Here is a 24,253-nt window from a genome sequence, read left to right on the forward strand (position 1 = left end):
CCTCAAAGGGCGGCTTTTTTCATACCTGAAGCAAATCAGGCATATCCGATATCATTCAGGAACGGATTGTTGCGGCGCTCTTCACCAAACCGTCCACCCGGGCCATGACCGCACAGAAAACCAATGTCGTCGCCAAGCGGCAAAAGCTTATCTTTTATCGAATGAATAAGTGCCGCATGATCGCCACCCGGCAAGTCAGTACGTCCGACTGATCCATTAAACAAAACATCGCCAACAATCGCAAAATGCGCTTCGGCGTTATAGAAAACAACATGACCCGGCGCATGCCCCGGACAATGCAGCACGTCAAACTCGTGACCTGCAACCGTGACTTTATCACCTTCCTCCAGCCAGCGATCGGGCGTGATGTTCCGCACACCCTCGGTCAAGCCGTATTTCAGGCCAGTCGTCACCAGATTATCGAGCAAGAACGCGTCATCTTTATGCGGACCGATAACATCCACACCAAGCTCATCTCTCAATTCTGATGCGCCACCCGCGTGATCAATATGGCCATGCGTAATCCAGATCGCTTCGACTTTGACATCCTGCGATGCAATCGCTTCTTTGATGCGCTCAAGATCGCCACCCGGATCAATCACGACGCCTTTTTTGGTATCACCGTCAAAAAGGATCGTGCAGTTCTGCTGAAATGGCGTCACCGGAACGATGATTGCCTGCAATTGTCCCATCAAAAATTCCATTCAGTCAGTAGGTTAAAAAATTATCGTCGCTCATGAGATAATGCAGCACATCACGCTTTCAAAGGCATAAAATAAAACGGGCGGCCAAAGCCGCCCGTTTCCCCTCTCACAGGAAATCAATCGGTTGTTGTCCCCACAACCGCGTTATTCTTTTAAGCTTTGCTTGCCAGCGAGTTTTTGATCAGACCGACGATTGCTGTGAGAACGAGGCCGCCCACACCACCACCCGCAACCTGACCGATCACACCATTAAGAACAGAATCCAGTCCGCCGCCGGATAACATCGGCAGAAGCTGACCAAGAATGACACCACCAATACCACCGGCGACCGTATTGCCAGCAGTACCGAGGCTCAGGTTTTTAACAGCGCCGGCAATATTGCCACCGACCGCACCCGAAACAAGCTGAAGAATGATAGGCAGTAGAGATTCCATAACCGTCACCCCATCTGAGTTAAATGCCGGAATAACGCGAGTCCGACTGGCAAAATCTTGAACTGAAACGTGTTAATGTCAAACAATAAGCATCAAAATAATAAAAAAGCGGCTTTAAAAGCCGCTTTTCCTGTTTAAAACAATGTTACTCTGCCGCTATGCGCTTCGGTTGAACTTCATTTACATAGTCCTTCATAAGCAACTCTGTAATTTCTCCAGGCGTAAATTGATATTTGCTAATTTCAGAAACCGGCGTCACTTCCGCAGCCGTCCCACATAGGAAGCATTCGCTGAAATCTGCCAGTTCTTCTGGCATAATGACCCGCTCAACAACTTCGAGACCACGACGCTTGGCAAGATCAATGATCGTACGGCGCGTGATACCGTCGAGGAAGCAATCAGGCTTCGGCGTATGCAAAGCGCCGTCTTTCACGAAAAATACGTTAGCGCCAGTAGCTTCTGCCACCTGACCGCGCCAGTCGAGCATCAGTGCATCCGCATAGCCCTTGGCTTCGGCTGCATGCTTGGAAATGGTGCAGATCATATAAAGACCAGCAGCCTTGGAGCGCGAAGGTGCAGTGCGCGGATCCGGACGGCAATATTCTGCGATGTCGAGGCGAATGCCCTTCATCTTTTCTTCAGGCGAAAAATAGCTTGGCCACTGCCAGATCGCGATTGCCAGATGAATGCGATTTTTCTGTGCGGAAACGCCAAGCGATTCCGAACCGCGCCATGCAATCGGGCGCACATAAGCATCTTCAAAACCCTGCTTTTTCAGCAGTTCACGGCAGGCATTGTCGATTTCTTCAACGCTGTAAGGAATTTCAAAGCCAAGAATTCGGGCCGATTCATGCAGACGCTCGGTGTGCTCTGTCAGCTTGAAAATCTCGCCGCCATAAGCGCGCTCGCCTTCAAACACTGCACTCGCATAATGCAGACCATGGGTCAGCACATGCACCTTTGCATCCTTCCAGGCGACAAATTCGCCGTCCTGCCAGATAAATCCGTCGCGTTGATCGAATGGAATCGCAGCCATTTTAGCATCCTCAAAGTTGGGCTTTGTTTTCCTGTCAGCCCGTTTGGCCCGAATGGGCCTTTCCCTAGTCAAATTCAGTCAGTTAAATCGATTAACTGGCACGGAAGACGTGTTTTTCTTCAAATAAAATGGTATTTTACGACCAGATACACTGATTTCAACGCAATCAATTGTGCTGAAATCAGCCAGATAAAGCATGTAAAACAAAGATATTTCCGGTAATTACGGAAAATAACGCTCGCTATTATGCATTACCGTCCTTATTGGACAGTATGTCACAGCAAACCGCGTAATTATCTCTCCTCCAACATGCCAAAGCGCAAACTTTATTCCAAAATAACCAGCCTGCACTTACCAAAAATTATCTTGGCGATTGAGTTATGTCAACAATGCTGACATATTTATCGCAACAAGATGGAGCCTAGATGTGAATTCGACCAACGACGTGAACTATATCAGCGATCCTCTGACGTGTCGGGAGGCTGACGATCTCAACGTCATTGAACTGCTGTTCTTCTCTTATCGCGATTTCACTGCCGACCCGGATCTGATCCTTGAAAAGATCGGATTTGGCCGCGCCCATCACCGTGTGCTGTATTTTATCAATCGCAAGCCGGGCATGACGGTCGCAGAACTTCTGGATGTTCTGCGTATCACCAAACAAAGTCTGTCACGCGTTCTCAAGCAACTCATTGATACAGGCCATGTCGTTCAGGAAACAGGCCTCGATGATCGCCGTCACCGGAAACTTTATCCAACGAAAACTGGCCGACAGCTTGCTCTCTCGATCACTCTGCCACAGTCGCGCCGTATCGCGCGGGCATTGGAGGGAAGTCAACCTGACGACCGGAAAGTCATTGAGCGTTTTCTTTACAACATGGTCAATCCTGAACGGCGTGTTCAGATTGATGACTTTGCAGCAGCCGAAGCAGCTGTGGAAACGCTCACATAGACGCGCCACTTTCCTGTCGTTAAGATGTAGCATGTCAGCATATTCTGTCAGGAAAACCAAAACTGGTTCACCTGATACAAACTGCTTGGAATTATTGCCACGCCCGCACGATTAAGCGCGTAGCGAGACGTGGAACAGGATGGGATCTAACGACGCCATGGCTCTAGAAGAAAAGAACCTTTCAGACGACGCGCCTCATCTTCTTGTTGTCGATGATGACACTCGCATTCGTAGCCTTCTGTCACAATATCTGACGACAAGCGGCTTCCGTGTCACCATGGCAGCCAGCGCCGCTGAAGCGCGCCGTAAGCTCGAAGGCATCGATTTCGATCTGCTGATTCTTGATGTGATGATGCCGGGAGAAACCGGCGTCTCGCTGACCCGTTCGCTTCGCGAACAGAAAAGCGTGCCAATTCTGATGCTGACTGCGCTGTCTGAAACCGACAGCCGCATTGATGGTCTGTCCGCAGGTGCTGATGACTATCTGCCAAAGCCATTTGATCCGCGCGAATTGATCCTGCGTATCAATAATATTCTGCGACGCGGAGCAGCTCCGGCGCAACCAAAGATCGAGCAGATCGTTTTTGGTCCATATACTTTCTTCATACCACGTCGCGAATTGAAGAAGGGCAGCGAGACAATCAAGCTAACGGATCGTGAACAGGACATCATGGCGATTTTCGCCGAACGCGCTGGCGACACTATCCCGCGTCATGAACTGACGGGACAGGACGGCGATGTCGGCGAACGCACCATTGACGTTCAGATTAATCGTCTGCGTCGTAAGATCGAGCAGGACCCGGCCAATCCGGTCTGGCTGCAAACTGTTCGCGGCATCGGCTACAAACTAAGTATTGAATAAAGCGGAGCATCGCAAATTTCAGAGCGTGACCGAAACCATAAACTAGCAGAAGCGTCTGGAGTATTCTGAGACGATGACGTCCCTCTGGAAATCTCTATCGCGCTGGTTTGCGCGCCGTATGCCCAAGGGGCTTTACGCGCGCTCGCTCATCATCATCATCGCACCAATGGTGTTGCTTCAGGCGATCATTGCCTATGTGTTCATGGAACGTCATTGGCAGATGGTGACGGAGCGGCTTTCAACTGCCGTTGTGCGCGATATTTCTGCGATCATCGACACGCTGGAAACCTATCCGCAGGAACCCGGCTACGACAATCTCATCCGTATTTCGCAGCAGCGTCTGGGGCTTAATATCTCGATCCTGCCACCGGACCCGCTGCCACCGCCGGGGCCGAAGCCTTTCTTCGCCATTCTTGATTACTTCCTGAGCGAAGAGATCACCCGCCAGATCAACCGCCCGTTCTGGGTCGATACCGTTGGCGATTCCGATCTCATTGAAATCCGCATCAAGCTTGAAGACAAGGTGCTGCGGGTCTTTGCTCGCCGCAGTCAGGCTTATGCATCGAATACCGGCATCTTCCTGACATGGATGATCGGCACCGCTCTTGTGTTGCTAATTATCTCTATCGCTTTCCTGCGTAATCAAATCAAACCGATCCAGCAGCTTTCACAAGCAGCAGAGAGCTTTGGTAAGGGCCGCCCCATGCCGGAAGGCTTCCGACCGCATGGCGCGGAAGAAGTTCGCCGCGCAGGTATAGCCTTCATTCAAATGCGCTCACGCATTGAACGGCAGATTGAACAGCGTACCGCCATGCTGTCAGGCGTCAGTCACGATCTGCGAACCATCCTGACACGCTTCAAGCTGCAATTGGCGCTGACGGGCAACGCCATTGATACCGAGCCGCTCAATCAGGACATTGCCGACATGCAAACCATGTTGGAAGGCTATCTGGCCTTTGCACGTGGTGAAGGATCGGAAGAAGCTTCTACTTATGATATGCGCCTGCTCTGCGATAAGCTGGCCAATGAAGCACGTTTGCGCGAGCGCGGTTTCCAATATTCGATCGAAGGCGACAGCGAAGTCAATGTCCGCCCCAATGCCTTCTCGCGCCTTGTCAGCAATCTCGTTTCCAACGCATTCCGCCATGCGCAAAATGTTGAGCTCGCTGTCACGCATGATGATGGCTGGCTGAAAATCGTGGTGGATGATGACGGCCCCGGCATCCCGGAAGACCGCCGCGAAGACGTGTTCAAACCCTTTGTACGCCTTGATGAAGCACGCACGCAGGATTCAGGCGGAACAGGCGGGCTTGGCCTCGCCATCGCACGCGACATTGCCAGAAGCCATGGCGGCGACATTGAATTGGAAAACGCTCCTAAGGGTGGCCTGAGAGCGATTATTCGCATTCCGGCTTAGGGGTCGAAAAGCTGATACCCAGTCTTAAACCTTGCTGATTGCCTGTCCAATCACATAGCCAAGCGCTGTGGCAGCCAGACAGGCAAAGAGTGAAACACCAACGTTTATAAGCGCACGACCGGGCATTCCCAGTCGCAGCAGTTCAAAAGTCTGTACACTGAATGATGAAAAGGTAGTGAAGCCGCCGCAAATGCCGACCATAAAGGCAATGCGCCAGATTTCGGGGACCTCTATCCGGCTTGATGCCATGGTCATCGCCCCAAATAAGGCAATGGCAAATGAACCGATAATGTTGACGACGATCGTGCCCCACGGCAAATCACGGCTGACCGGTGCGAACCATATGACAAACCAATAGCGTAAAACACTGCCAATTGCTCCACCGATGGCGACGGCAATCGTTCCTTGCATCTGTTCCATTCCTATCCATTGCTTGCGCGATCAATGGCACAGAACATGCGGCCTGCACAAATCACAGATAGAAGATCAGAAAAGCTTGACGCCGTCTTGAACTTTTTTATCGATTGCCGCGAGCACCACATCGCCATTTTCGTCTGGAAAACCGAGTGTCAGCACTTCTGACATGAAAGGGCCGATCTGGCGGGGAGGAAAATTGACCACAGCCATAATTTGCCGACCGATCAAATCTTCCGGCTGATAGTGCTTGGTAATTTGTGCAGACGACTTCTTGATACCGATTTTGTCGCCAAAATTGATCTTCAGCTTGAAAGCTGGCTTGCGTGCCTCCGGGAATGGCACAGCCTCAACGATGGTTCCGGTGCGGATGTCGACCTTCTCGAAATCAGTCCAGGTAATCGTTTCAGTTGCACTCATATCCAATCTCCCCACTCAGAAAAATCCCGGCATTTGAGCCGGGATCAAAACTCATCATGCGCGTCCGACGGTTTCGAACAGAACGCTTTCCAGCGATTCACGCGCGCTTACACCCGACCAGACGACAAACTGAAACGCCTGAAAATAGGTTTCGCATGCTTCCAGAGCCGCAGAAAGCAACACTTCAACCTGACGGCTTGTCGGCTCTGCACCGCCCGCCAGCAGAAGCGACTGACGATACATTATCGCGCCTTCCTGCTGCCAGAGATCGAAATGGCCCATCAAAAGCTTTTCATTGATGAGCGACAGCAACCGCATCACTTCATTGACGCGAGGTTCTGCAACCTTGATGTCAAAGGCACAGGCCAGATGCAGTGCTTCAAAATCCTCCATCCAGGAGAACGAGATGTGGTAGTCAGTCCAGTTACCCGCTACCGAAATTGCAATTTCGTCGTCGCCAGTCCGCTCGAACGTCCAGTCGTTTGAATTCGCAACATGCTCAATCACATCCACCGGATGTGCTTCGCGTGCAAATTCAAGCTCAAGAAGGCTCATGTCCGTTTCCTGTTCTGCGAAGCGTTCGTAAAAACGCTTCCAAATTCCTGACGCGCAAGTAATTGCTCGCCCGCACCCCGACCCACACAAGATTAAGCGCAGAAAAAAGGCACGAATTGATCGGTCGAGGAATCGACATGCCTGAACAACATGCAACGCCTCAATGGTACACGCACATACGCAACTGATACTGGAAAGCAGCCTGAAGACGCGAAAACTAAAACTACAGCCCCTCGCCGCTGCCTACATGACCACATTACGAATCATGTAGTGTTTTCAGTCTATTGATGCTGAATCTGAACGCTAGCCCCTTTTGTCGAAAGAGGCATTAAAGCATGTGGAAATATGAGAAGTACGGGTCAGAACCCCTGCCTTAAGCGACTCTAAGACAAGGGTTTTTGGCACTTATGGCCTGTTAATAAAAAATTATGAATTATCTTTGGATTTCGCTGCTGCGGCAGAGGTTTTTGCCGTTTTCGCAGTCGAATCAACTTCAAATTTAGCAAGACGCGCTTCAAGTGCTTCGATTTTGACAAGCAAAGCGGCGTTTTCGGCGCGTGCTTTGATCGCCATTTCACGCACTGCTTCGAAGTCTTCGCGCTGCACAACATCAAGCGTGTTCAGCACGCGTTCGCTCTGCGAGCGCAAAGCAGTCTCGACTTCGCGGCGCACACCTTGCGCAGCGCCTGCCGCATCCGTCACAAGCTTTGCGAGTTCATCGAGAACCCGGTTCGATCCGCTGGTCATAGCTTTATTCCCTATTTCGATACGGTCTTGTTGAAAACCTCAATTTGAAATAGGGCCGTCTCGGTTCTGATGCAAGTGAAGCTATATAATCGTGATGACTTGACCACTCAGATATCGTCGCGCATGGTCCGCCGGAAAATGGAGTTATTGAATTATGGAGACTTTGCAGTCTGCCTCTGGCCTCGCCTTTCCGAATATCGATCCGATAATCTTTTCGATCGGCCCGTTTGCCGTGCACTGGTATGGGCTGGGCTATGTCGTCGGCATCATGTTCGCATGGTGGTATGGCAAAAAGCTGCTTCGTAACCATCGCCTGTGGGCCAACAACCAGCCGCCTATGCAGCCGATAGCGCTCGACGACTTTGTCATTTGGGCAGCGCTCGGCGTGGTGATCGGCGGACGCCTTGGCTATGTGCTTTTCTACAACCCCGCTTACTACTTCTCCAATCCACTCGCCATTCCGGCCGTTTGGGATGGCGGCATGTCGTTCCACGGCGGCATCTTAGGCACCACGATTGCAATGGTCTGGTTTGCACGCTCACGCGGCATCAAAGTCTGGAGCATGTTCGATACGGTCGCCGCTGGCGTGCCTGTTGGCCTCGGTGTCGTGCGCGTGGCGAACTTCATCAACGACGAGCTCTGGGGCCGCGTCAGCGATGTGGCGTGGGCAGTGCGCTTCCCGAATGGTGGCGGTCTGCCACGTCATCCAAGCCAGCTCTATGAAGCATTCCTTGAAGGCTTCGTTCTGTTCTTCGTTCTGTTCCTGCTCGTATGGGTCGGCAAAAAGCTGAAAGCGCCGGGCTTTATCGCGGGCACCTTTGTTCTGGGCTATGGCATCAGCCGCATCATTGTCGAGTTCTTTCGCGAACCCGATGCGCAGCTTGGTTATCTATTCGGCGGCTGGCTCACCATGGGCATGATCCTGTCGCTGCCAATGGTGCTCATTGGTCTTTGGGCAATGTGGCGCGGAAACAGGGCCGCAGCAAAACATGCCTGAGGCAACACTGAAAGACCGGTTGAAGCGATTGATCGGCACGACAGGGCCGATCAGCGTGGCCGACTATATGGCCGCTTGCCTTGGCGACCGGGAACAAGGCTATTACACAACGCGTGAACCCTTCGGGCGCGACGGCGATTTCATCACGGCCCCGGAAGTCAGCCAGATGTTTGGTGAACTCATCGGTATCTGGTGCGTCAGTGTCTGGGAGACCCTCAGCCGCCCAACCGATGTTGTCCTCTGCGAAATCGGTCCCGGTCGCGGAACATTGATGAGCGACATGCTGCGCACGATTGCAAAGCTTGCGCCACAAATGGCTGCTTCCATCCGTATTGCTATGGTCGAAACCAGCCCGCGCCTGGTCGAAAAACAGAAAGAGAAGCTCGCGCCTCTCAATGCTTCCATCGAATGGTTCGAACGCTTCGCGGATATTCCAAACGGGCCACTGATCCTCGTTTCCAACGAATTGTTCGACGCAATTCCTTTCAGGCAATTCGTGAAAACCAATGGCCGCTTTGTCGAACGGCTGATCGCCCTCAACGAACACGACGAATTTCAGTTTGTCAGCGGTGCCGCTGGCATTGATGCAGCCCTCCTGCCCGAAGGTCATCAAACAGCACCTGAAGGCACCATTTTTGAAGCAGCTCCCGCGCGCACCGCACTGATGCAGGAAATCGCGCAGCGCATTACTGCGACGCGTGGTGCGGCCCTATCCATCGATTACGGCCATCTGCAATCGGGCTTCGGCGACACACTGCAAGCCATGCTGAAACATGCCTATGATGACGTGTTTGCCCATCCAGGAGAAGCAGACCTGACCAGCCACGTCGATTTCGACATGCTGGAAAAAACCGCGCGCAATTGCGGCTGCAAAACCGCAACCATGACGCAAGGCGATTTTCTGCTCGCTATGGGGCTGATCAACCGCGCAGGTCGTTTGGGCGCAGGACGCGATGCTGCCTTTCAGGATAAAATCCGCAAAGATGTCGAGCGATTGGCGTCACCCGATCAGATGGGAACCCTGTTCAAAGTGTTGGCCATCAGCGATCCCGCAACAGCAATCTTCCCATTCGCAAGCTCCTCATTAAACCAACTGTCAAAAAGCTGCGATTGACAAGCCAACCAGCCTCCCCCACCATCCAGCCGTTTTGAAAAGAGAAAACCCATGACCGATAAGCCGCAACCGCTTCGCTCCCCTTTACTGGATGGCCCTGCCGGAACAAACGGCAAGCGCATTGCGCATGGTTTTTTCACACGCAAGGGCGGCGTCTCAGACGGCATTTATGCGGGTCTGAATGTCGGCAGCGGCTCCAATGATGTGCCAGAACTGGTTACAGAGAATCGTCGCCGTGTAGCTGAGACACTGGGCGTTGCGCCCGATCACCTGATCACAGTTCATCAGGTCCACTCGCCTGATGTGGTTTACGTGACCGAACCATTAAGCACTCCACGCCCCAAGGCCGATGCCATGGTCACAAACATTCCGGGCATTGCAATTGGTGCATTGTCAGCAGATTGCGGCCCTGTTCTGTTTGCAGATCATCAAGCAGGCGTTATCGGTTCGGCCCATGCTGGCTGGCGCGGGGCTTTTACCGGCGTACTCGAAAACACCATTGAAGCGATGATTAAGCTTGGTGCGAAGCGAGAGAACATCATCGCCGTACTTGGACCGACGATCGGTTCTGATAATTACGAAGTCGGACCCGAATTCTACGCAGAATTCACCGGCAAAGATGCATCTTTTGCCACGTATTTTCAGCCTTCCGACAAGGAAGACCACAAGCTTTTCGATCTATGGGCCTTTATCACCGACCGTCTGGCTGCCGCAGGCGTTAAGGCTGATGCGCTGCGTGAGTGCACCTATGCCGATGAAGACCAGTTTTATTCCTACCGACGCACGACGCATCGCGGTGAGCCGGATTACGGTCGCCAGATTGCGGCCATCGCCATTATCAAAGATTAGGAGATCTGTATGGCCCTTCACTTCGAGCCGGAAGAATTTGCCGCACGTCGCGACCGCCTGATCCTGAAGATGGAGGAAGAAAAGCTGGATGCAGTCCTGCTGTTTGCACAGGAAAGCATGTACTGGCTCACAGGCTACGACACGTTCGGCTTCTGCTTTTTCCAATGTCTCGTGGTCAAGGCCGATGGGTCTACCGTTTTGATGACGCGCTCTGCCGATCTTCGTCAAGCACGCCATACATCAAACATCGAGAATATCGTGGTCTGGACGGATCGCGACAATGCCAACCCGGCAATCGATCTGCGCAATATTCTCACTGAGCTTGATCTGCTCGGCACACGCATCGGTATCGAATATCAAACGCATGGCCTGACGGGAGCCAATGCCCGCAAGCTCGACGAACAGTTGCAGAGCTTCGCCAAGCTTTATGACGCCTCTGGCATGGTGGACCGGTTGCGCCTCTTAAAAAGTCCGGCTGAAATCGCCCTCATCAAACGTGCAGCAGAACTGAGCGATGACGCACTGGATGCCGCCCTTAAGCTCACAAAAGGTGGCGCCAGCGAAGCTGACATTCTCGCAGCAATGATGAGCGCCAACTTTGCAGGCGATGGCGATTATCCTGCCAATGAATATATTATCGGTTCCGGTGCTGATGCGCTTTTGTGCCGTTATAAATCCGGTCGTCGCACACTTTCCGTCAATGATCAGCTGACGCTCGAATGGTCCGGCGTTTTCCGCCACTACCATGCGCCCATGATGCGCACAGTCATTATTGGCGAGCCGAAACCAGAACACCATCAACTTTACAATGCAGCACGCGAAGCGCTGGAAGCTGTCGAACAGGCCATGACACCAGCTTCTACATTTGGCGATGTGTTTGACGCGCATTCCCGCATTATGGAAGCGCACGGCCTCACCCGCCATCGCCTGAACGCCTGTGGCTATTCCGTCGGTGCGCGCTTCACCCCATCCTGGATGGATCCGCAAATGTTCTATTCCGGCAATCCCGAGAGTATTCAACCGGATATGACGCTGTTTGCCCATATGATCATCATGGATTCAGACACAGAAACCGCCATGACGCTGGGCCAGACATATCTCACAACAAACGGCGCAGCAGTGGCTCTGTCGCGTCATTCTCTAGAGATGATTGTCAAGTGAGCCGAGATGAGCCATAAACTTCATTCACAGTGCAGGAGTGGTTTGCGCTTTCTGGAGCATGAAGCTGAACATGAACAAGGCTCATATTTCAATATTACTGTTACTGACAGGACTTCTAACTGCGTGCAACAGCACGGAATCCGCATTGAATGTGCAGGGCTCCAATCAGCAAACCGCACAAACCACACCGACAACAACTGAAAAGCCAGCGGCGGCGACGCCAGCACAAACAACTACACCGTCCACCCCTCCAGCACGCACAGCGTCTTTGAAGCCGGGCAAGCTTTACATTGCGCCCATCATCGGCGCGCCGGTGAATGTGGTGACACCCCTCACCCATCGCATCAATGACGATGCGCGCGCCAAAGGTGTTGAGCTTGCTGGCAATGGTGGAACCGATGCCGCCTATGTCATGAAGGGTTATTTCTCGGTTCTTTCCGAAGACAACCAGACCACAATTCTCTATGTCTGGGACGTTATGGATGCCTCTGGCAATCGTCTTCATCGCATTCAGGGGCAGGAAAAAGTACCGGGGGCTGCGGCAGACTCATGGAGCGTTGTTCCTCCTTCTGCCATGCAATCTATTGCCGATAAGACCATGCAGGAATATTCGAGCTGGCTTGCGGCAAATCGCGCATGAAAAATCAGTTATGCGGCAAAAGACTGAAATCTTTTGCTGAATCATGGGTGCAGCCCTGTGGGAAAGCACTGTGACGGGCCTTTTTACTGCAATTGTGACCTCACAGGACTTGCAATGACAGTGACTCTTTGCAATAGGCCGCTCATTCGAGAAAACCTTGAAAACTGCGGCACTTGACACCCTGTGAAAAAGTACGCGGTTTTAAAGCTTTTAAAGAATGATCAAGCGAAGTCGAATTTGTCTTGGCATCACTTGAATTCAGAAATTACGTCCGTTTCACGGACTTTTTGCAACAGAACGTAACTGCTCCGGCTTCAGAGGCAAAAAGAATGAAACTATTCGCAGGCAACTCCAACCGGGTTCTTGCCGAATCCGTTGCTAAACATCTCGACATTCCGCTTGGCAAGGCGACTGTTCGCCGTTTCGCCGATCAGGAAATCTTCGTTGAGATTCAGGAAAACGTGCGCGGCGAAGACGTATTCGTTCTGCAATCGACCTCCTACCCGGCAAACGATAATCTGATGGAACTGCTGATCATGATCGACGCCTTCCGTCGTTCCTCAGCACGCCGCATCACAGCCGTTCTGCCTTACTTCGGCTATGCGCGTCAGGATCGTAAGCCAGGCCCACGCACGCCAATCTCGGCAAAGCTGGTTGCCAACCTCATCACCGAAGCCGGTGCAAACCGCGTTTTGACACTTGATCTGCATGCGGGTCAGATTCAGGGCTTCTTCGATATTCCAACCGACAACCTTTATGCGGTTCCGGTTATCGCGCGCGATGTGAAGGCCAACTACCCGACCGGCAATTGCATGGTCGTTTCGCCAGACGTTGGCGGTGTGGTTCGCGCCCGTTCGCTGGCAAAGCGCATCGATGCGCAGCTCGCAATCGTTGATAAGCGTCGTGAGCGTCCGGGTGAATCGGAAGTCATGAACGTTATCGGTGACGTAACCGGCAAAGACTGCCTGCTGTTCGACGACATCGTTGATTCCGGCGGCACGCTCTGCAATGCAGCCGAAGCGCTGCTTTCCAAGGGCGCAAAAAGCGTTACCGCTTACATCACCCACGGCGTTCTGTCGGGTGGCGCTGTCGCTCGTATCGCTTCGTCGAAGCTGAAAGAGCTGGTGATCACCGACTCGATCCAGCCAACGACCGCGATCAACGACGCACCGAATATCCGCGTTCTGTCGATCTCCAGCCTGATTGGTGAAGCGATTGCGCGCACCGCGGCTGAAGAGTCAGTTTCAAGCTTGTTCGATTAATCTAATTAGAATGCCGAGACATGCCGCAAGCAGTAGCACCAGCGGCATGTTGAGCTTCAAAACGATAAGCAATAATGCCGCCGCGCCTGCAATCAGGACGGCGGCATTGTCTATTGTGCTGACATCTGGCAGCGGCAGGCTGAAAATCCCGATCTGGTGATCAACCACATTGCCAAACAACACATGCAGCGAGAACCAGAGCGCCAGATTGGTAATCACGCCGACCACTGCAGCCGTGATCCCACCAAGCATGGCGGAGAGCCAGCGCAATTGGCGCAAGCGCTCCACAAACGGCGCACCAGAGAGTATCCAGAGAAAGCACGGGACAAAGGTAAACCACAGCGCGATCAGCCCTCCGAACAAGCCTCCCACCAACGGCGGCAGTCCCGACAGATTGGCAGCGCCCACAAAGCCAACAAACACCAACACGAGGATCAGCGGCCCCGGTGTGGTTTCAGCCAGTCCCAGTCCGGTCAGCATCTCGCCGGGTTGCATCCATCCAAAATGATCCACCGCTTGCTGTGCGGTATAGGAAAGCGCTGCATAGGCACCACCGAATGTTACTGCTGCAAGCTTTGAGAAAAATGCGGCCTCCGCTGTGAACACATGCTGCCCGCCAAACACCAGATAAAGCGCGATAAGTGGCACAAGCCACAATCCACCCCATATCAGAGTTTGCAGCAGAAATTCACGAAATGCATTCAGCTCAGCGTGCATCACGCTGCTTCCCACGCCTCCACCTCGCAGCCAATGACGCGCGCCGCCCGCAAGTGCCGCCAGCACCACGACAATAGGAAAAGGCAATTTCAGAAAAGCAATAGCAACGAAAGCGGCAATCGTCACCGCATAGGAAAAACCGGAAACCAGTGTGCGCTTGCCCATCCGGTAAAGTGCTTCAAATACAATCGCCAGCACAGCAGCTTTGAGGCCGAACAAAAGTCCCGCAACAATATCAACATGGCCAAAGGCAACATAAAGCGCTGACAAGGCCAGCATAACCACAGCACCGGGCAGCACGAACAAAAGCCCAGCCAGCAATCCGCCGCGCCAGCCTTTGACAGCCCAGCCTGCATAGGTCGCAAGCTGCATGGCCTCCGGCCCCGGCAATAACATGCAGAAATTCAGCGCATGAATCAGTCGCTCCTGATCCACCCAGCGCTTCTCATCGACCAACACACGTTGCAGCATAGCAATCTGCGCAGCAGGCCCGCCGAACGACAACAGCCCGATTTTACCAAAGGTGGTAAATAACTCTCTGAAATCAGGCTGTAGCTCTGTTGTCATTGTTGCTCTCTGTATGGTCCTCCCAGCAGTTGCTGAGGATCATTACAGCTTCATGACAGTTTGCACAGAACCGCTTTATTCCGCAGCCGTCGCTTCATCGACCTGATCATCCGGCGCATTGGGATCGCCCGGTGCCGTCTCGCATTGGAGATCAGGAAAATTGACAATACGCAAGCCTTTGAAATCGTTGCGTACAACCAGCAATCCACGCTCTTCGAAATAGGTCAGCAATCGACGCGCACGGCTTAGCGAATGTGTCCCATAAGCGCGCGCCAGTGCTGCATCCGACGGGCAGACCGCGCCTGTCACCGCTGCCTGTGCGACAATCAGAAACACACCCTGAACATCATCAGTGAGGCTTTCAGACAGCGCCAGTGCCTTCTGCCATGTCTCACCGGTTGCCACATCGCTCTCGATACTGGCTTGCGCAACAGCAAGACGACGACGGAACGCAGGCAGAGCCAGTGGCTCACCCGGAACGCGGTGAATCCGGCAACGCACAAGAAAATCCTGATAAAGCACCGCAACTGAACGGAACGATGCTTCGGGATCGTCCACAATCTCACGCATCACCTTCTCAAGCAGGCTGTCGCGCTCGGCTTCCACAATGCCCGGGAACAAAGGCGCTTCAACAGGCTCTGCTTCCGGCTTTGGCTTTGCCACCTGTGCCAGAATTTCTGCCGTCGATGGTGCCGGAGGCGGTGGTGGTGTGCGACGCACAACCGTACGGATTTCTTCAGGTGCGGGCGTGAAGATCAGGTCTCGCGCATCTTCCGGCGCATCTGGCAATGGCATGAGCTTTGGCGACGACGAACGCGCCGAGGTTTCAACCTTACCGATCTTGATCGGCAACGGGCGGCGCGACAAAGCAGGTCCAAGTGCAATGAAATGACCACGTTGCAGATCACGAAACTGCTCCGCCTGCTTGCGTTCCATCCCCAGAAGATCAGACGCGCGCGCCATATCAATATCAAGGAAAGTACGGCCCATCAGGAAGTTGGATGCCTCAGCAGCCACATTCTTGGCAAGCTTTGCGAGGCGCTGTGTAGCGATCACACCGGCAAGGCCTCGCTTACGACCACGACACATGAGGTTCGTCATAGCACCGAGCGAGAGTTTGCGCGCCTCGTCCGACACTTCACCAGCGGCGGCGGGCGCAAAAAGCTGCGCCTCATCAACCACCACCAGCATCGGATACCAGTAATCGCGTTCGGCATCGAACAGGCCACCCAGGAAGGCTGCGGCGGCACGCATCTGCTGCTCGACGTCCAAACCTTCAAGATTGAGAACGACCGAAACACGATGCTGGCGAATGCGGCTTGCAATGCGGGTGAGTTCAGCTTCGGAGCGCGCAGCGTCAACCACCACATGACCGTGAAGGTCAGCCAATGTTACGAAATCGCCTTCAGGATCGATGATGCATTGCTGCACCCATTGCGCGCTCTGCTCAAGCAAACGGCGAAGCAGATGCGACTTGCCGGACCCTGAATTGCCCTGCACCAGAAGGCGGGTTGCGAGAAGCTCTTCAAGATCAAGCATGGCCTGTTTGCCACCACCAAGCGCCGCTGCCGAGGCAGAACCGCTTCCAGCAACAGAACCCATGTCGATACCGACCTGCATCTCGTTTCCTTTATTTTGTGAATCTTGCGACGACTCGGCAGGCAGAACCCACGATCGATCTGCCATGCGCTTAACATTTTTGACGCGGCCAATGCCACCCGTTAAGACAAAAGCCCACAGAAGCTGTGGAACGCCTTGCATGAAAAGCCCCTTTGTTCTATAGCACCGCCATCCGCGTAGACACCCTTGGAGGCAACGCGGAATGGATCGGTCCGGCCTTGCACCTTGTGAAAGGCGTTGCGGGCTGTTTCATGTCGTTTGCTGAATCAAATCAAAAGCGACACTCCAGTAACTTTGAAAGGTAATGCCATGAGCGATACTTACGTGCTCAAGGCCGATCTGCGCAGCCGGGTTGGTAAGGGGTCCTCCCGCGAACTTCGCCGCAACGGCCTAATTCCTGCAGTCATCTATGGCGACAAGCAGGAGCCAATCTCGATTGCTGTTTCCTATAAGGAAATCTTCTACAAGATCCACGGCGGCGGTTTCAAAACCACGATCGCAACGATCGAAGTAGACGGCAAGAAGATTCAGGTTCTCCCTAAGGACTACCAGCTGGATCCAGTTCGTGACTTCCCACAGCATGTTGACTTCCTGCGCGTTTCCGCGAAGTCAGTTGTTACTGTCAACGTTCCGGTTCACTTCAAGAATGAAGACGCAGCTCCTGGCATCAAGAAAGGCGGCGTTCTGAACATCGTTCGTCACGATGTTGAGCTGATTGTACCTGCGAATGCAATTCCTGAAGCACTCGAATTTGACCTCACAGGTCTTGAAGTCGGTGATTCTGTGCACATTTCGGCTATCAAGCTGCCAAAGAATGCAACGCCTGTCATTCAGGATCGTGACTTCACAATCGCTACAATCGCTGCGCCTGCCGCTCTCAAGTCGGAAGAAAACGCAGACGGCGAAGAAGAAGGCAAGGACGGCGAATAATCGCTGTCTGCATAAGAGGGTCAGACAACCATGCTGCTCATCGCAGGACTTGGCAATCCCGGCCCTCAATATGCGCGTAACCGACACAATATCGGTTTTATGGCGGTGGATGAAATATTCCGCCGCCATAGATTTTCCAACTGGCAGAAGAAGTTCAAAGCTGAGATCGCCGATGGCGTGATCGACGGCGAAAAAGTGCTTCTCATCAAGCCAATGACCTTCATGAACCTTTCCGGCCAGTCGATTGGCGAAGCCATGCGCTTCTACAAACTGACCTCTGCCGATCTCGTTGTGATTTACGACGAGCTTGATCTTGCGCCTGCAAAGCTGCGCATCAAGACCGGCGGCGGCTCAGGCGGTCACAACGGTATCAAATCTATCGACGCGCATGTGCAGAGTTTCGACGGTGGTAAAGACTATCGCCGCATGCGCCTTGGCATCGGCCACCCAGGCGCGAAAGAACTGGTGCACAACCATGTTCTTGGCGACTTCGCCAAAGTCGATAATGAATGGCTGGACAAGCTGTTTGGCGCTATCGCAGACAATATTGGCCTGCTGGCCAAAAAAGAAGACAACAGCTTCATGAACCGCGTGGCAGTTGTCATGGGAGATGGCAATCAGCGGCCCAACGGCTTCAAAGCTGACCCTGCACAGGCAGCAAAGGCACCGCCAAAAGCACAGAGCCATATCCGGCAGGCGCGTCAGAACGCTGCCAAGCCAAATATTCCGGCGAGTGGCCCAATGGCTGAAATGCTCAAGAAACTCTTGGGCAAGAAGGATTGAGCCGCGACTTTTATGCGGTACTCTTGACGCTTCATAGTTACATGTCGCATAGCGACACCAGCTTTATCCAAGTCGCTTAGCGACATTAATTCTATTCTAGTCTGACAGGTAAGATCATGGGTTTCAAATGCGGCATCGTCGGCCTGCCTAATGTCGGCAAGTCCACGCTTTTCAACGCGCTGACCAAGACTGCGGCAGCACAGGCTGCAAACTATCCCTTCTGCACCATCGAGCCGAATACCGGTGAAGTTGCAGTTCCCGATCCTCGCCAGAGCAGTATTGCAAAAATCGCTGGCTCGAAGGAAATCATCCCGACCCGCATCAACTTCGTTGACATTGCTGGTCTGGTGCGCGGCGCATCCAAGGGTGAAGGTCTGGGTAATCAGTTCCTTGCCAATATTCGCGAAGTCGATGCCATCGTGCATGTTCTGCGCTGCTTTGAAGACGACGACATCACCCATGTCGAAGGCCGCATCGATCCTGTGTCGGACGCTGAAACCGTTGAAACGGAGCTGATGCTGTCGGACCTCGAAAGCATTGAGCGTCGCATTGTGCAAATCCGCAAGCGCGCTTCGTCGAAAGACAAGGAAGCAACAACTGTTCTGCCAGTGATGGAACAGGCGCTGGAACTGCTGCAAAACGGCAAGCCAGTTCGTCTGATGCTCAAAGACATTGCACCAGATGATCTGCTGATCCTCAAGGGTCTTAATCTGCTCACCTCCAAGCCAGTTCTTTATGTCTGCAACGTCGCTGAAAGCGACGCTGCCAATGGCAATGCACATAGCGCAGCTGTTGCGAAAATGGCTGCTGAACAGGGTGCTGAGAGCGTCATCATTTCCGCCGCCATTGAAGCTGAAGTTGCCCAGCTTGCTGACGAAGAAGCCAAGGAATATCTCGACGCGATGGGCTTAGAGGAGCCCGGCCTCGACCGTCTTATCCGTGCTGGCTACAAGCTGCTCGACCTCATCACCTATTTCACGGCAGGGCCGAAGGAAACACGTGCGTGGACCATCCGTCGCGGCACCAAAGCTCCGGGCGCTGCGGGCGTCATCCACACGGATTTCGAGCGCGGCTTCATTCGTGCACAGACCATCGCCTATGAAGACTATGTGAAGTTCAATGGTGAAGTCGGCGCCAAGGAAGCTGGCAAAGCACGGGACGAAGGCAAGGAATACATCGTCCATGACGGCGATGTGATGCTGTTCCGCTTCAATACCTGATAAAACAAAGGCCGCTACAAAATAGCGGCCTTTTTTCTACGCATGTCTCCCAAAAGTGGGAACCGGTTTTGGGGGTATAGACATGCGCAGGCAAAGAAAAAGAGCGGCAACGCCGCTCTGGTGGAGGAGACCGGATTGACTGATAAGACGCCCAAATATGCGTATGAAGATTTTACGCAAGGACTGAAGCTTCCCTTCGGTCCACGCACGATCACCAAAGAAGAGATTATCGAATTCGCCCGTGAATTCGACCCACAACCTTTCCATCTTGATGAAGAAGCAGGCAAGGCAAGCGTCCTTGGAGGGCTCGCTGCTTCGGGCTGGCACACCGTATCGCTTTTCATGCGCATGGTCTGGGACGCCTATCTCAAAGATTCGACTTCACAGGGCAGTCCGGGCATCGAATTTAACCGCTGGAAACGTCCCGTTTTGGCAGGTGACACGCTAAGCGGCTTCTCGACCGTGCTTGATCGCCGCCGCTCAAAATCCATGCCGCATGTAGGTTTCCTGACCGTCTATAACGAGATCGTCAATCAGCGTGGCGAGGTCGTTTGTGAGCTTCAACATACGGCCATGGTCGGTCTTCGCAACCCTGAGCGCGAAGGAGACGACACATGAGCTTTATCGAAGAGCATCTTGGAGAAGAACTGACCATCGGCAGCTATACGTTTACCGCCGAGGAAATCATCCACTTCGCTTCAAAGTTCGATCCACAGCCATTTCACCTTGATGCAGAAGCTGCCAAGAGCAGCGTGCTGGGCGGCCTCTGCGCATCGGGTTGGCATACCACAGCAGTCTTCATGAAGTTGAACGTGGCATCCATTTTCGAGGCAACCAAAAACGCAATGAAAAGCGGTGAAGTCCCGCCAACATTCGGCCCCTCGCCCGGCTTTGAGAACCTCAAATGGCTACGCCCGGTCTATGCTGGCGACACGATCACCTATAAGCGCACCGTCCATTCCATTCGTCCGCTCGGCTCGCGTCCCGGCTGGTCAATGCTCAACATGAGCAGCAGCGCTTACAACCAAAATGGCGACAAGGTCCTATCCTTCGATAACGCCGCTATGGTGAAGCTACCCGCTTAACAAAAAAGGCCCGGAAAACTCCGGGCCTTTTCATCTGAGGGTGAGGTGAATCAATCGCCTTCAAATTCCACAAGTGTACGGACCGGCACGCCAAGCGCTTCGAGTTTCTTGCGTCCACCAAGGTCGGGCAGGTCGATAATAAAGCAGGCCGCGACGATATTGGCTCCCATCTGGAGAAGCAGCTTGGCTGCGGCTTCTGCAGTGCCGCCCGTTGCGATAAGATCATCAACCAGAATGATGCGCTCACCCTTCTCGATCGCATCGCGGTGCATTTCCATTTCATCAATGCCATATTCAAGGCTGTAGGCAATGCGAACGGTATCCCGCGGCAGCTTGCCCTTCTTGCGGATCGGCACAAAGCCAGCCGAAAGCTGATGTGCGATTGCACCACCAAGAATGAAGCCACGCGCCTCGATACCAGCAACCTTGTCGACCTTGTTGCCCGCATAAGGATAAACCAGCTCGTCGACGGCACGGCGGAACGCCTGCGCGTCACCCATAAGCGTGGTGACATCACGGAACTGAACGCCCGGCTTCGGATAATCGGGAATTGTTCTGATCGAGTCTTTCAAAGTGGCTTTGAGCGTCGATTCCATTGTCATTCCTTTCAGAGCAGAAGCTTATGGCTTCAGCCCGATCAATTGTATTGACCACCCTTCAACCACGATATGGCTGGCACGCCAAGCTGCTTCGCGCTGTTTTGAGCAACTTGTGATGCGCTGCCAACAAAAAAGGGCACCTGACGGTGCCCTTCTCATTGCTCTGGTTATTTTATCAATGCTTCACATTTGACCAGATCGCACGCTTGGCGATGTAAACAAGGCCAGCAAAAAGCACCAGGAATATAAGAACCCTGAAGCCCAGCTTCTTGCGCTCTTCCAGATGCGGCTCTGCAGACCACATCAGGAAAGCCGAAACGTCCCGCGCATACTGATCAACCGTCTGCGGCGAACCATCGTCGTAAGTGACCTGATCGTCACTCAGCGGCTTTGCCATGGCAAGCGATTTTCCCGCAATGAAATACGGATTGTAATGCGTGCCTTCAGGAATATGCATGCCCGCTGGCGGCTGCTCGTCATAGCCGGTCAGAAGCGAGTGAATGTAATCCGGACCCGCTTCGGCATATTGCGTGAATATATCGAAGATAAAGGTCGGGAAACCACGTTCAACGGCACGCGCCTTGGCAATCAGCGAGAAGTCCGGAGGCGCAGCACCATTATTGGCAGCAGCGGCTGCATTCACGTTCGGGAACGGCGATGGAAAATGATCTGTGGCAATGGCCTTGCGAGTGAACATTTCACCATCCGCATTCGGTCCATCTGTGACTTCATATTCCGCAGCAAAAGCTTTCACCTGTTCCGGCGAATAACCAAGAGCTTCCAGATTACGGAAAGCCACCAGATTCATCGAATGGCAGGCGGAGCAGACTTCCTTATAGACTTTGAGACCGCGCTGCAGCTGTCCCTTGTCGTAAGTGCCGAAGGGGCCGGCGAAGCTCCAGCTTTCCTGTTTGGGATGATGGATGGGATAATGCTCAGGCTCCCCTTCGCCACCACCGGCGGCAAAAGCACCGCCCATCGTCACACCGAGCGCTACCAGCGGAGCAATACCGAAGACAGCGAAACTCTTGAGGATGTTTTTCATTTTTCCGTCCTTCATCTCGCGCTTCAGCCGTTGATTTCTACTGGAGTAATCTCGGCCTTGCCTTCGTTCTTTTCCAGAACCGCTTCCGTGATCGAATTCGGAATACGCTTCGGTGTCTCAATCAGGCCAAGAACCGGCATGATGACGATAAAGAAAGCGAAGTAGTAGAGCGTGCCGAACTGCGCCATCATCGTGTAAACACCTTCTGCCGGACGCGATCCCAACCAGCCAAGGAAGATTGCATTGATGACAAACAGCCAGAAGAACAGCTTGAACCACGGACGATAAACCGCCGAACGAACCTTCGATGTATCGAGCCATGGCACGACAAACAGGATCGCAATCGAACCGAACATCACAAGGACGCCACCAAGCTTCGAGTCGATAGGACCAATGTTGAAAGTGATTGCACGCAGCATGGCATAGAATGGCAAGAAGTACCATTCAGGCACGATATGCGCCGGGGTCTTGAGCGAGTCAGCCTGAATATAGTTATCCGGGTGGCCCAGGAAGTTCGGCATATAGAACACGAAATATGCAAAGAAGACGAAGAAAACGAGCGCACCAAACGCATCCTTGATCGTCGCATAAGGCGTGAATGGCAGCGTGTCGGTCTTCGATTTTACTTCAATGCCGGTTGGATTGGTCTGGCCAGTTACATGCAATGCCCATACGTGCAGGATAACAACACCCACAATCATGAACGGCAGCAAATAATGCAGCGAAAAGAAGCGGTTGAGCGTTGGATTGTCGACCGCAAAGCCACCAAGCAGCAATTGCTGAATGGGCTCACCTATCACCGGAAAGGCGGTAAAGAAGCCCGTGATAACCGTTGCACCCCAGAACGACATCTGACCCCATGGAAGCACATAGCCCATGAACGCCGTTGCCATCATCAGAAGAAAGATGACCACGCCGAGAATCCACAAAAGTTCACGTGGGGCCTTATAGGAACCATAATAAAGGCCGCGTGCGATGTGCAGATATACGGCAATGAAGAAGAAGGAAGCACCGTTTGCGTGCATATAGCGCAGCAGCCAGCCAGAATTGACATCGCGCATGATCTTTTCGACCGAGTTAAACGCAATTGTTGTTTCTGCAGCATAATGCATTGCCAGCACGATACCGGTAATGATCTGGGCAATCAGCATGAAGCTCAGAATGCCACCAAACGTATACATGTAGTTCAGATTACGCGGTGTCGGATAGGCAACAAAGGAATCATAGACAAGGCGTGGCAAAGGCAGCCGCTCGTCGACCCATTTTTCGATGCCGGTCGAGGGCGTATATGTGGAGTGATGACCACTCATATTTTCTCTCCCCAAGATCTGTTTTAGCCGATCCTGATGACCGTATCGGAAGTGAATGCATATTCCGGAATATACATATTTTCCGGAGCTGGGCCGCTGCGAATGCGTCCGGCAGTGTCATAGGTCGACCCGTGGCACGGGCAGAACCAGCCACCAAATGAACCCGATTCACCAAGTGGCACGCAGCCGAGATGAGTGCAGACACCGACCATGACGATCCAGTTTTCCTTGCCCTCACCCGCCGAACGCGCGACATCCGTTGCTTCTGCATCCAATGGAAGATTGGCATTACGCGCAGCAATGTCTTTGAGATCGGTCAAGGCTGTCACCTTGGCGTCTTCAACTTCCTTGGCAGTACGATTGCGAATGAAGATCGGCTTGCCGCGCCACTTAACGGTCATTGAAGCTCCTTCTTCAAGGGAAGAAACATCAACTTCGATAGACGCTGCCGCGAGTGTCGAGGCGTCAGGACGCATCTGGTCGATAAACGGCCATGCAAAACCACCGACAGCAACGACACCGGCCATTCCCGTCGCAATATACAAAAAATCACGTCGTGTCGGCTCAGCCGTGTCGTGTTCGCTCACGTGCCAATTCCTTTTTAACCTGGATATCCAATTGAAAACTCCCCTCGTCTGCCATGCGCTTGCGCAAACGCATTTCCGCCCTTTGCGCTCACACGCAACTGGCAGTTCCACAAGTGCTTGCAGAACGAAATTCCCTCCATCTCGACAGTAAGGTGTAGGCAGGTTGAAAAGCCTTGTCCAGACGCCAACCCTATAGGACGGCACCATGTCGCAGGGAGCCTTTTGG

At 53.1% G+C, this 24,253-nt stretch carries 27 protein-coding genes; 14 read left to right on the forward strand and 13 right to left on the reverse strand.

From position 1 onward, the window contains the following. Positions 1-35 precede the first annotated feature (35 nt). From RI570_RS02805 to RI570_RS02815, 3 genes are all read right to left on the reverse strand, one after another. Positions 36-692, reverse strand: coding sequence for an MBL fold metallo-hydrolase (locus RI570_RS02805; protein WP_313826850.1), 657 nt, complete (start codon positions 690-692; stop codon positions 36-38). Between the two features lie 164 nt (positions 693-856). Next, positions 857-1,138 carry a hypothetical protein gene (locus RI570_RS02810; protein WP_250038786.1) on the reverse strand — a complete coding sequence of 94 codons (282 nt, stop codon included), beginning with the start codon at positions 1,136-1,138 and terminating at the stop codon, positions 857-859. Between the two features lie 145 nt (positions 1,139-1,283). Further along, the gene (locus RI570_RS02815; protein ID WP_313826851.1) at positions 1,284-2,174 is read right to left on the reverse strand and encodes a branched-chain amino acid aminotransferase; all 891 of its coding nucleotides are present in this window, start codon (positions 2,172-2,174) and stop codon (positions 1,284-1,286) included. Positions 2,175-2,601: 427 nt separating this feature from the next. Between RI570_RS02815 and RI570_RS02820 the strand changes: the two genes are divergently transcribed. The 3 genes from RI570_RS02820 to RI570_RS02830 all read left to right on the forward strand — a co-directional run bounded on the left by RI570_RS02820 (position 2,602) and on the right by RI570_RS02830 (position 5,405). After that, the gene (locus RI570_RS02820; protein ID WP_313826852.1) at positions 2,602-3,126 is read left to right on the forward strand and encodes a MarR family transcriptional regulator; all 525 of its coding nucleotides are present in this window, start codon (positions 2,602-2,604) and stop codon (positions 3,124-3,126) included. 139 nt (positions 3,127-3,265) lie between these two features. Then, positions 3,266-3,988 carry a response regulator gene (locus RI570_RS02825; RefSeq protein WP_250038783.1) on the forward strand — a complete coding sequence of 241 codons (723 nt, stop codon included), beginning with the start codon at positions 3,266-3,268 and terminating at the stop codon, positions 3,986-3,988. Between the two features lie 73 nt (positions 3,989-4,061). Continuing rightward, complete coding sequence (locus RI570_RS02830; RefSeq protein ID WP_313826853.1) at positions 4,062-5,405, forward strand: ATP-binding protein; 1,344 nt, start codon at positions 4,062-4,064, stop codon at positions 5,403-5,405. Between the two features lie 24 nt (positions 5,406-5,429). Here the strand turns inward: RI570_RS02830 and crcB are convergent, their stop codons facing one another. The 4 genes from crcB to RI570_RS02850 all read right to left on the reverse strand — a co-directional run bounded on the left by crcB (position 5,430) and on the right by RI570_RS02850 (position 7,541). After that, complete coding sequence (crcB, locus tag RI570_RS02835; RefSeq protein WP_313826854.1) at positions 5,430-5,825, reverse strand: fluoride efflux transporter CrcB; 396 nt, start codon at positions 5,823-5,825, stop codon at positions 5,430-5,432. 66 nt (positions 5,826-5,891) lie between these two features. Beyond that, positions 5,892-6,239 (reverse strand): tRNA-binding protein, encoded by a 348-nt coding sequence (locus tag RI570_RS02840; protein WP_313826855.1) that lies wholly within the window; start codon positions 6,237-6,239, stop codon positions 5,892-5,894. Positions 6,240-6,293: 54 nt separating this feature from the next. Beyond that, positions 6,294-6,794 (reverse strand): YbjN domain-containing protein, encoded by a 501-nt coding sequence (locus tag RI570_RS02845; protein WP_313826856.1) that lies wholly within the window; start codon positions 6,792-6,794, stop codon positions 6,294-6,296. Between the two features lie 426 nt (positions 6,795-7,220). Next, positions 7,221-7,541 carry an accessory factor UbiK family protein gene (locus RI570_RS02850; protein WP_310009751.1) on the reverse strand — a complete coding sequence of 107 codons (321 nt, stop codon included), beginning with the start codon at positions 7,539-7,541 and terminating at the stop codon, positions 7,221-7,223. 151 nt (positions 7,542-7,692) lie between these two features. On the opposite strand from RI570_RS02850, the gene lgt reads away from it, so the two are divergent. The 6 genes from lgt to RI570_RS02880 all read left to right on the forward strand — a co-directional run bounded on the left by lgt (position 7,693) and on the right by RI570_RS02880 (position 13,564). After that, complete coding sequence (lgt, locus tag RI570_RS02855; protein ID WP_313828527.1) at positions 7,693-8,538, forward strand: prolipoprotein diacylglyceryl transferase; 846 nt, start codon at positions 7,693-7,695, stop codon at positions 8,536-8,538. Beyond that, on the forward strand, positions 8,531-9,652 hold the full coding sequence (locus RI570_RS02860; RefSeq protein ID WP_313826857.1) for a class I SAM-dependent methyltransferase: 1,122 nt from the start codon (positions 8,531-8,533) through the stop codon (positions 9,650-9,652). The genes lgt and RI570_RS02860 overlap by 8 nt, the downstream gene beginning before the upstream one ends. 51 nt (positions 9,653-9,703) lie before the next feature. Then, positions 9,704-10,501 (forward strand): peptidoglycan editing factor PgeF, encoded by a 798-nt coding sequence (gene pgeF, locus RI570_RS02865; RefSeq protein ID WP_313826858.1) that lies wholly within the window; start codon positions 9,704-9,706, stop codon positions 10,499-10,501. Between the two features lie 9 nt (positions 10,502-10,510). Continuing rightward, complete coding sequence (locus tag RI570_RS02870) at positions 10,511-11,662, forward strand: Xaa-Pro peptidase family protein (RefSeq protein WP_313826859.1); 1,152 nt, start codon at positions 10,511-10,513, stop codon at positions 11,660-11,662. A gap of 58 nt (positions 11,663-11,720) precedes the next feature. Continuing rightward, a complete protein-coding gene (locus tag RI570_RS02875; RefSeq protein WP_313826860.1) occupies positions 11,721-12,302 on the forward strand; it encodes a hypothetical protein in 582 nt (193 codons plus the stop codon). Positions 12,303-12,631: 329 nt separating this feature from the next. Beyond that, on the forward strand, positions 12,632-13,564 hold the full coding sequence (locus RI570_RS02880; protein WP_250038773.1) for a ribose-phosphate pyrophosphokinase: 933 nt from the start codon (positions 12,632-12,634) through the stop codon (positions 13,562-13,564). Here RI570_RS02880 and chrA read toward each other — a convergent pair. Both chrA and RI570_RS02890 read right to left on the reverse strand, forming a co-directional pair. Further along, complete coding sequence (chrA, locus tag RI570_RS02885; RefSeq protein WP_313826861.1) at positions 13,547-14,848, reverse strand: chromate efflux transporter; 1,302 nt, start codon at positions 14,846-14,848, stop codon at positions 13,547-13,549. The two genes, RI570_RS02880 and chrA, sit on opposite strands and share 18 nt — an antisense overlap. A gap of 75 nt (positions 14,849-14,923) precedes the next feature. After that, positions 14,924-16,468, reverse strand: a complete 1,545-nt coding sequence (locus tag RI570_RS02890; protein ID WP_313828528.1) for an ATP-binding protein — start codon at positions 16,466-16,468, stop codon at positions 14,924-14,926. Between the two features lie 309 nt (positions 16,469-16,777). Here RI570_RS02890 and RI570_RS02895 point away from each other — a divergent pair, with 309 nt between their 5' ends. The 5 genes from RI570_RS02895 (at position 16,778) to RI570_RS02915 (ending at position 20,486) form a co-directional block, all read left to right on the forward strand. Continuing rightward, positions 16,778-17,398: a 50S ribosomal protein L25/general stress protein Ctc gene (locus tag RI570_RS02895; RefSeq protein WP_313826862.1), complete on the forward strand. Its 621-nt coding sequence runs from the start codon at positions 16,778-16,780 to the stop codon at positions 17,396-17,398. Between the two features lie 30 nt (positions 17,399-17,428). Continuing rightward, positions 17,429-18,181: an aminoacyl-tRNA hydrolase gene (pth, locus tag RI570_RS02900; protein ID WP_313826863.1), complete on the forward strand. Its 753-nt coding sequence runs from the start codon at positions 17,429-17,431 to the stop codon at positions 18,179-18,181. A 116-nt stretch (positions 18,182-18,297) separates the two neighbouring features. Continuing rightward, positions 18,298-19,401, forward strand: a complete 1,104-nt coding sequence (gene ychF, locus RI570_RS02905; protein ID WP_313826864.1) for a redox-regulated ATPase YchF — start codon at positions 18,298-18,300, stop codon at positions 19,399-19,401. Between the two features lie 135 nt (positions 19,402-19,536). Then, positions 19,537-20,019, forward strand: a complete 483-nt coding sequence (locus tag RI570_RS02910; protein WP_313826865.1) for a MaoC family dehydratase — start codon at positions 19,537-19,539, stop codon at positions 20,017-20,019. Then, positions 20,016-20,486 carry a MaoC family dehydratase gene (locus tag RI570_RS02915; protein WP_313826866.1) on the forward strand — a complete coding sequence of 157 codons (471 nt, stop codon included), beginning with the start codon at positions 20,016-20,018 and terminating at the stop codon, positions 20,484-20,486. Before RI570_RS02910 ends, RI570_RS02915 begins: the two co-directional genes overlap by 4 nt. Before the next feature lie 50 nt (positions 20,487-20,536). Here the strand turns inward: RI570_RS02915 and RI570_RS02920 are convergent, their stop codons facing one another. The 4 genes from RI570_RS02920 to petA form a co-directional block, all read right to left on the reverse strand. Next, complete coding sequence (locus RI570_RS02920; protein ID WP_313826867.1) at positions 20,537-21,082, reverse strand: adenine phosphoribosyltransferase; 546 nt, start codon at positions 21,080-21,082, stop codon at positions 20,537-20,539. 178 nt (positions 21,083-21,260) lie between these two features. After that, positions 21,261-22,130 carry a cytochrome c1 gene (locus RI570_RS02925; protein ID WP_313826868.1) on the reverse strand — a complete coding sequence of 290 codons (870 nt, stop codon included), beginning with the start codon at positions 22,128-22,130 and terminating at the stop codon, positions 21,261-21,263. A 23-nt stretch (positions 22,131-22,153) separates the two neighbouring features. Next, the gene (locus tag RI570_RS02930; protein ID WP_313826869.1) at positions 22,154-23,440 is read right to left on the reverse strand and encodes a cytochrome b N-terminal domain-containing protein; all 1,287 of its coding nucleotides are present in this window, start codon (positions 23,438-23,440) and stop codon (positions 22,154-22,156) included. A 23-nt stretch (positions 23,441-23,463) separates the two neighbouring features. Further along, a complete protein-coding gene (gene petA, locus RI570_RS02935) occupies positions 23,464-24,027 on the reverse strand; it encodes a ubiquinol-cytochrome c reductase iron-sulfur subunit (protein ID WP_313826870.1) in 564 nt (187 codons plus the stop codon). Between the last annotated feature and the right edge of the window lie 226 nt (positions 24,028-24,253).

It is taken from the genome of Brucella pseudogrignonensis (assembly GCF_032190615.1).
Classification (GTDB): Bacteria; Pseudomonadota; Alphaproteobacteria; order Rhizobiales; family Rhizobiaceae; genus Brucella; species Brucella pseudogrignonensis_B.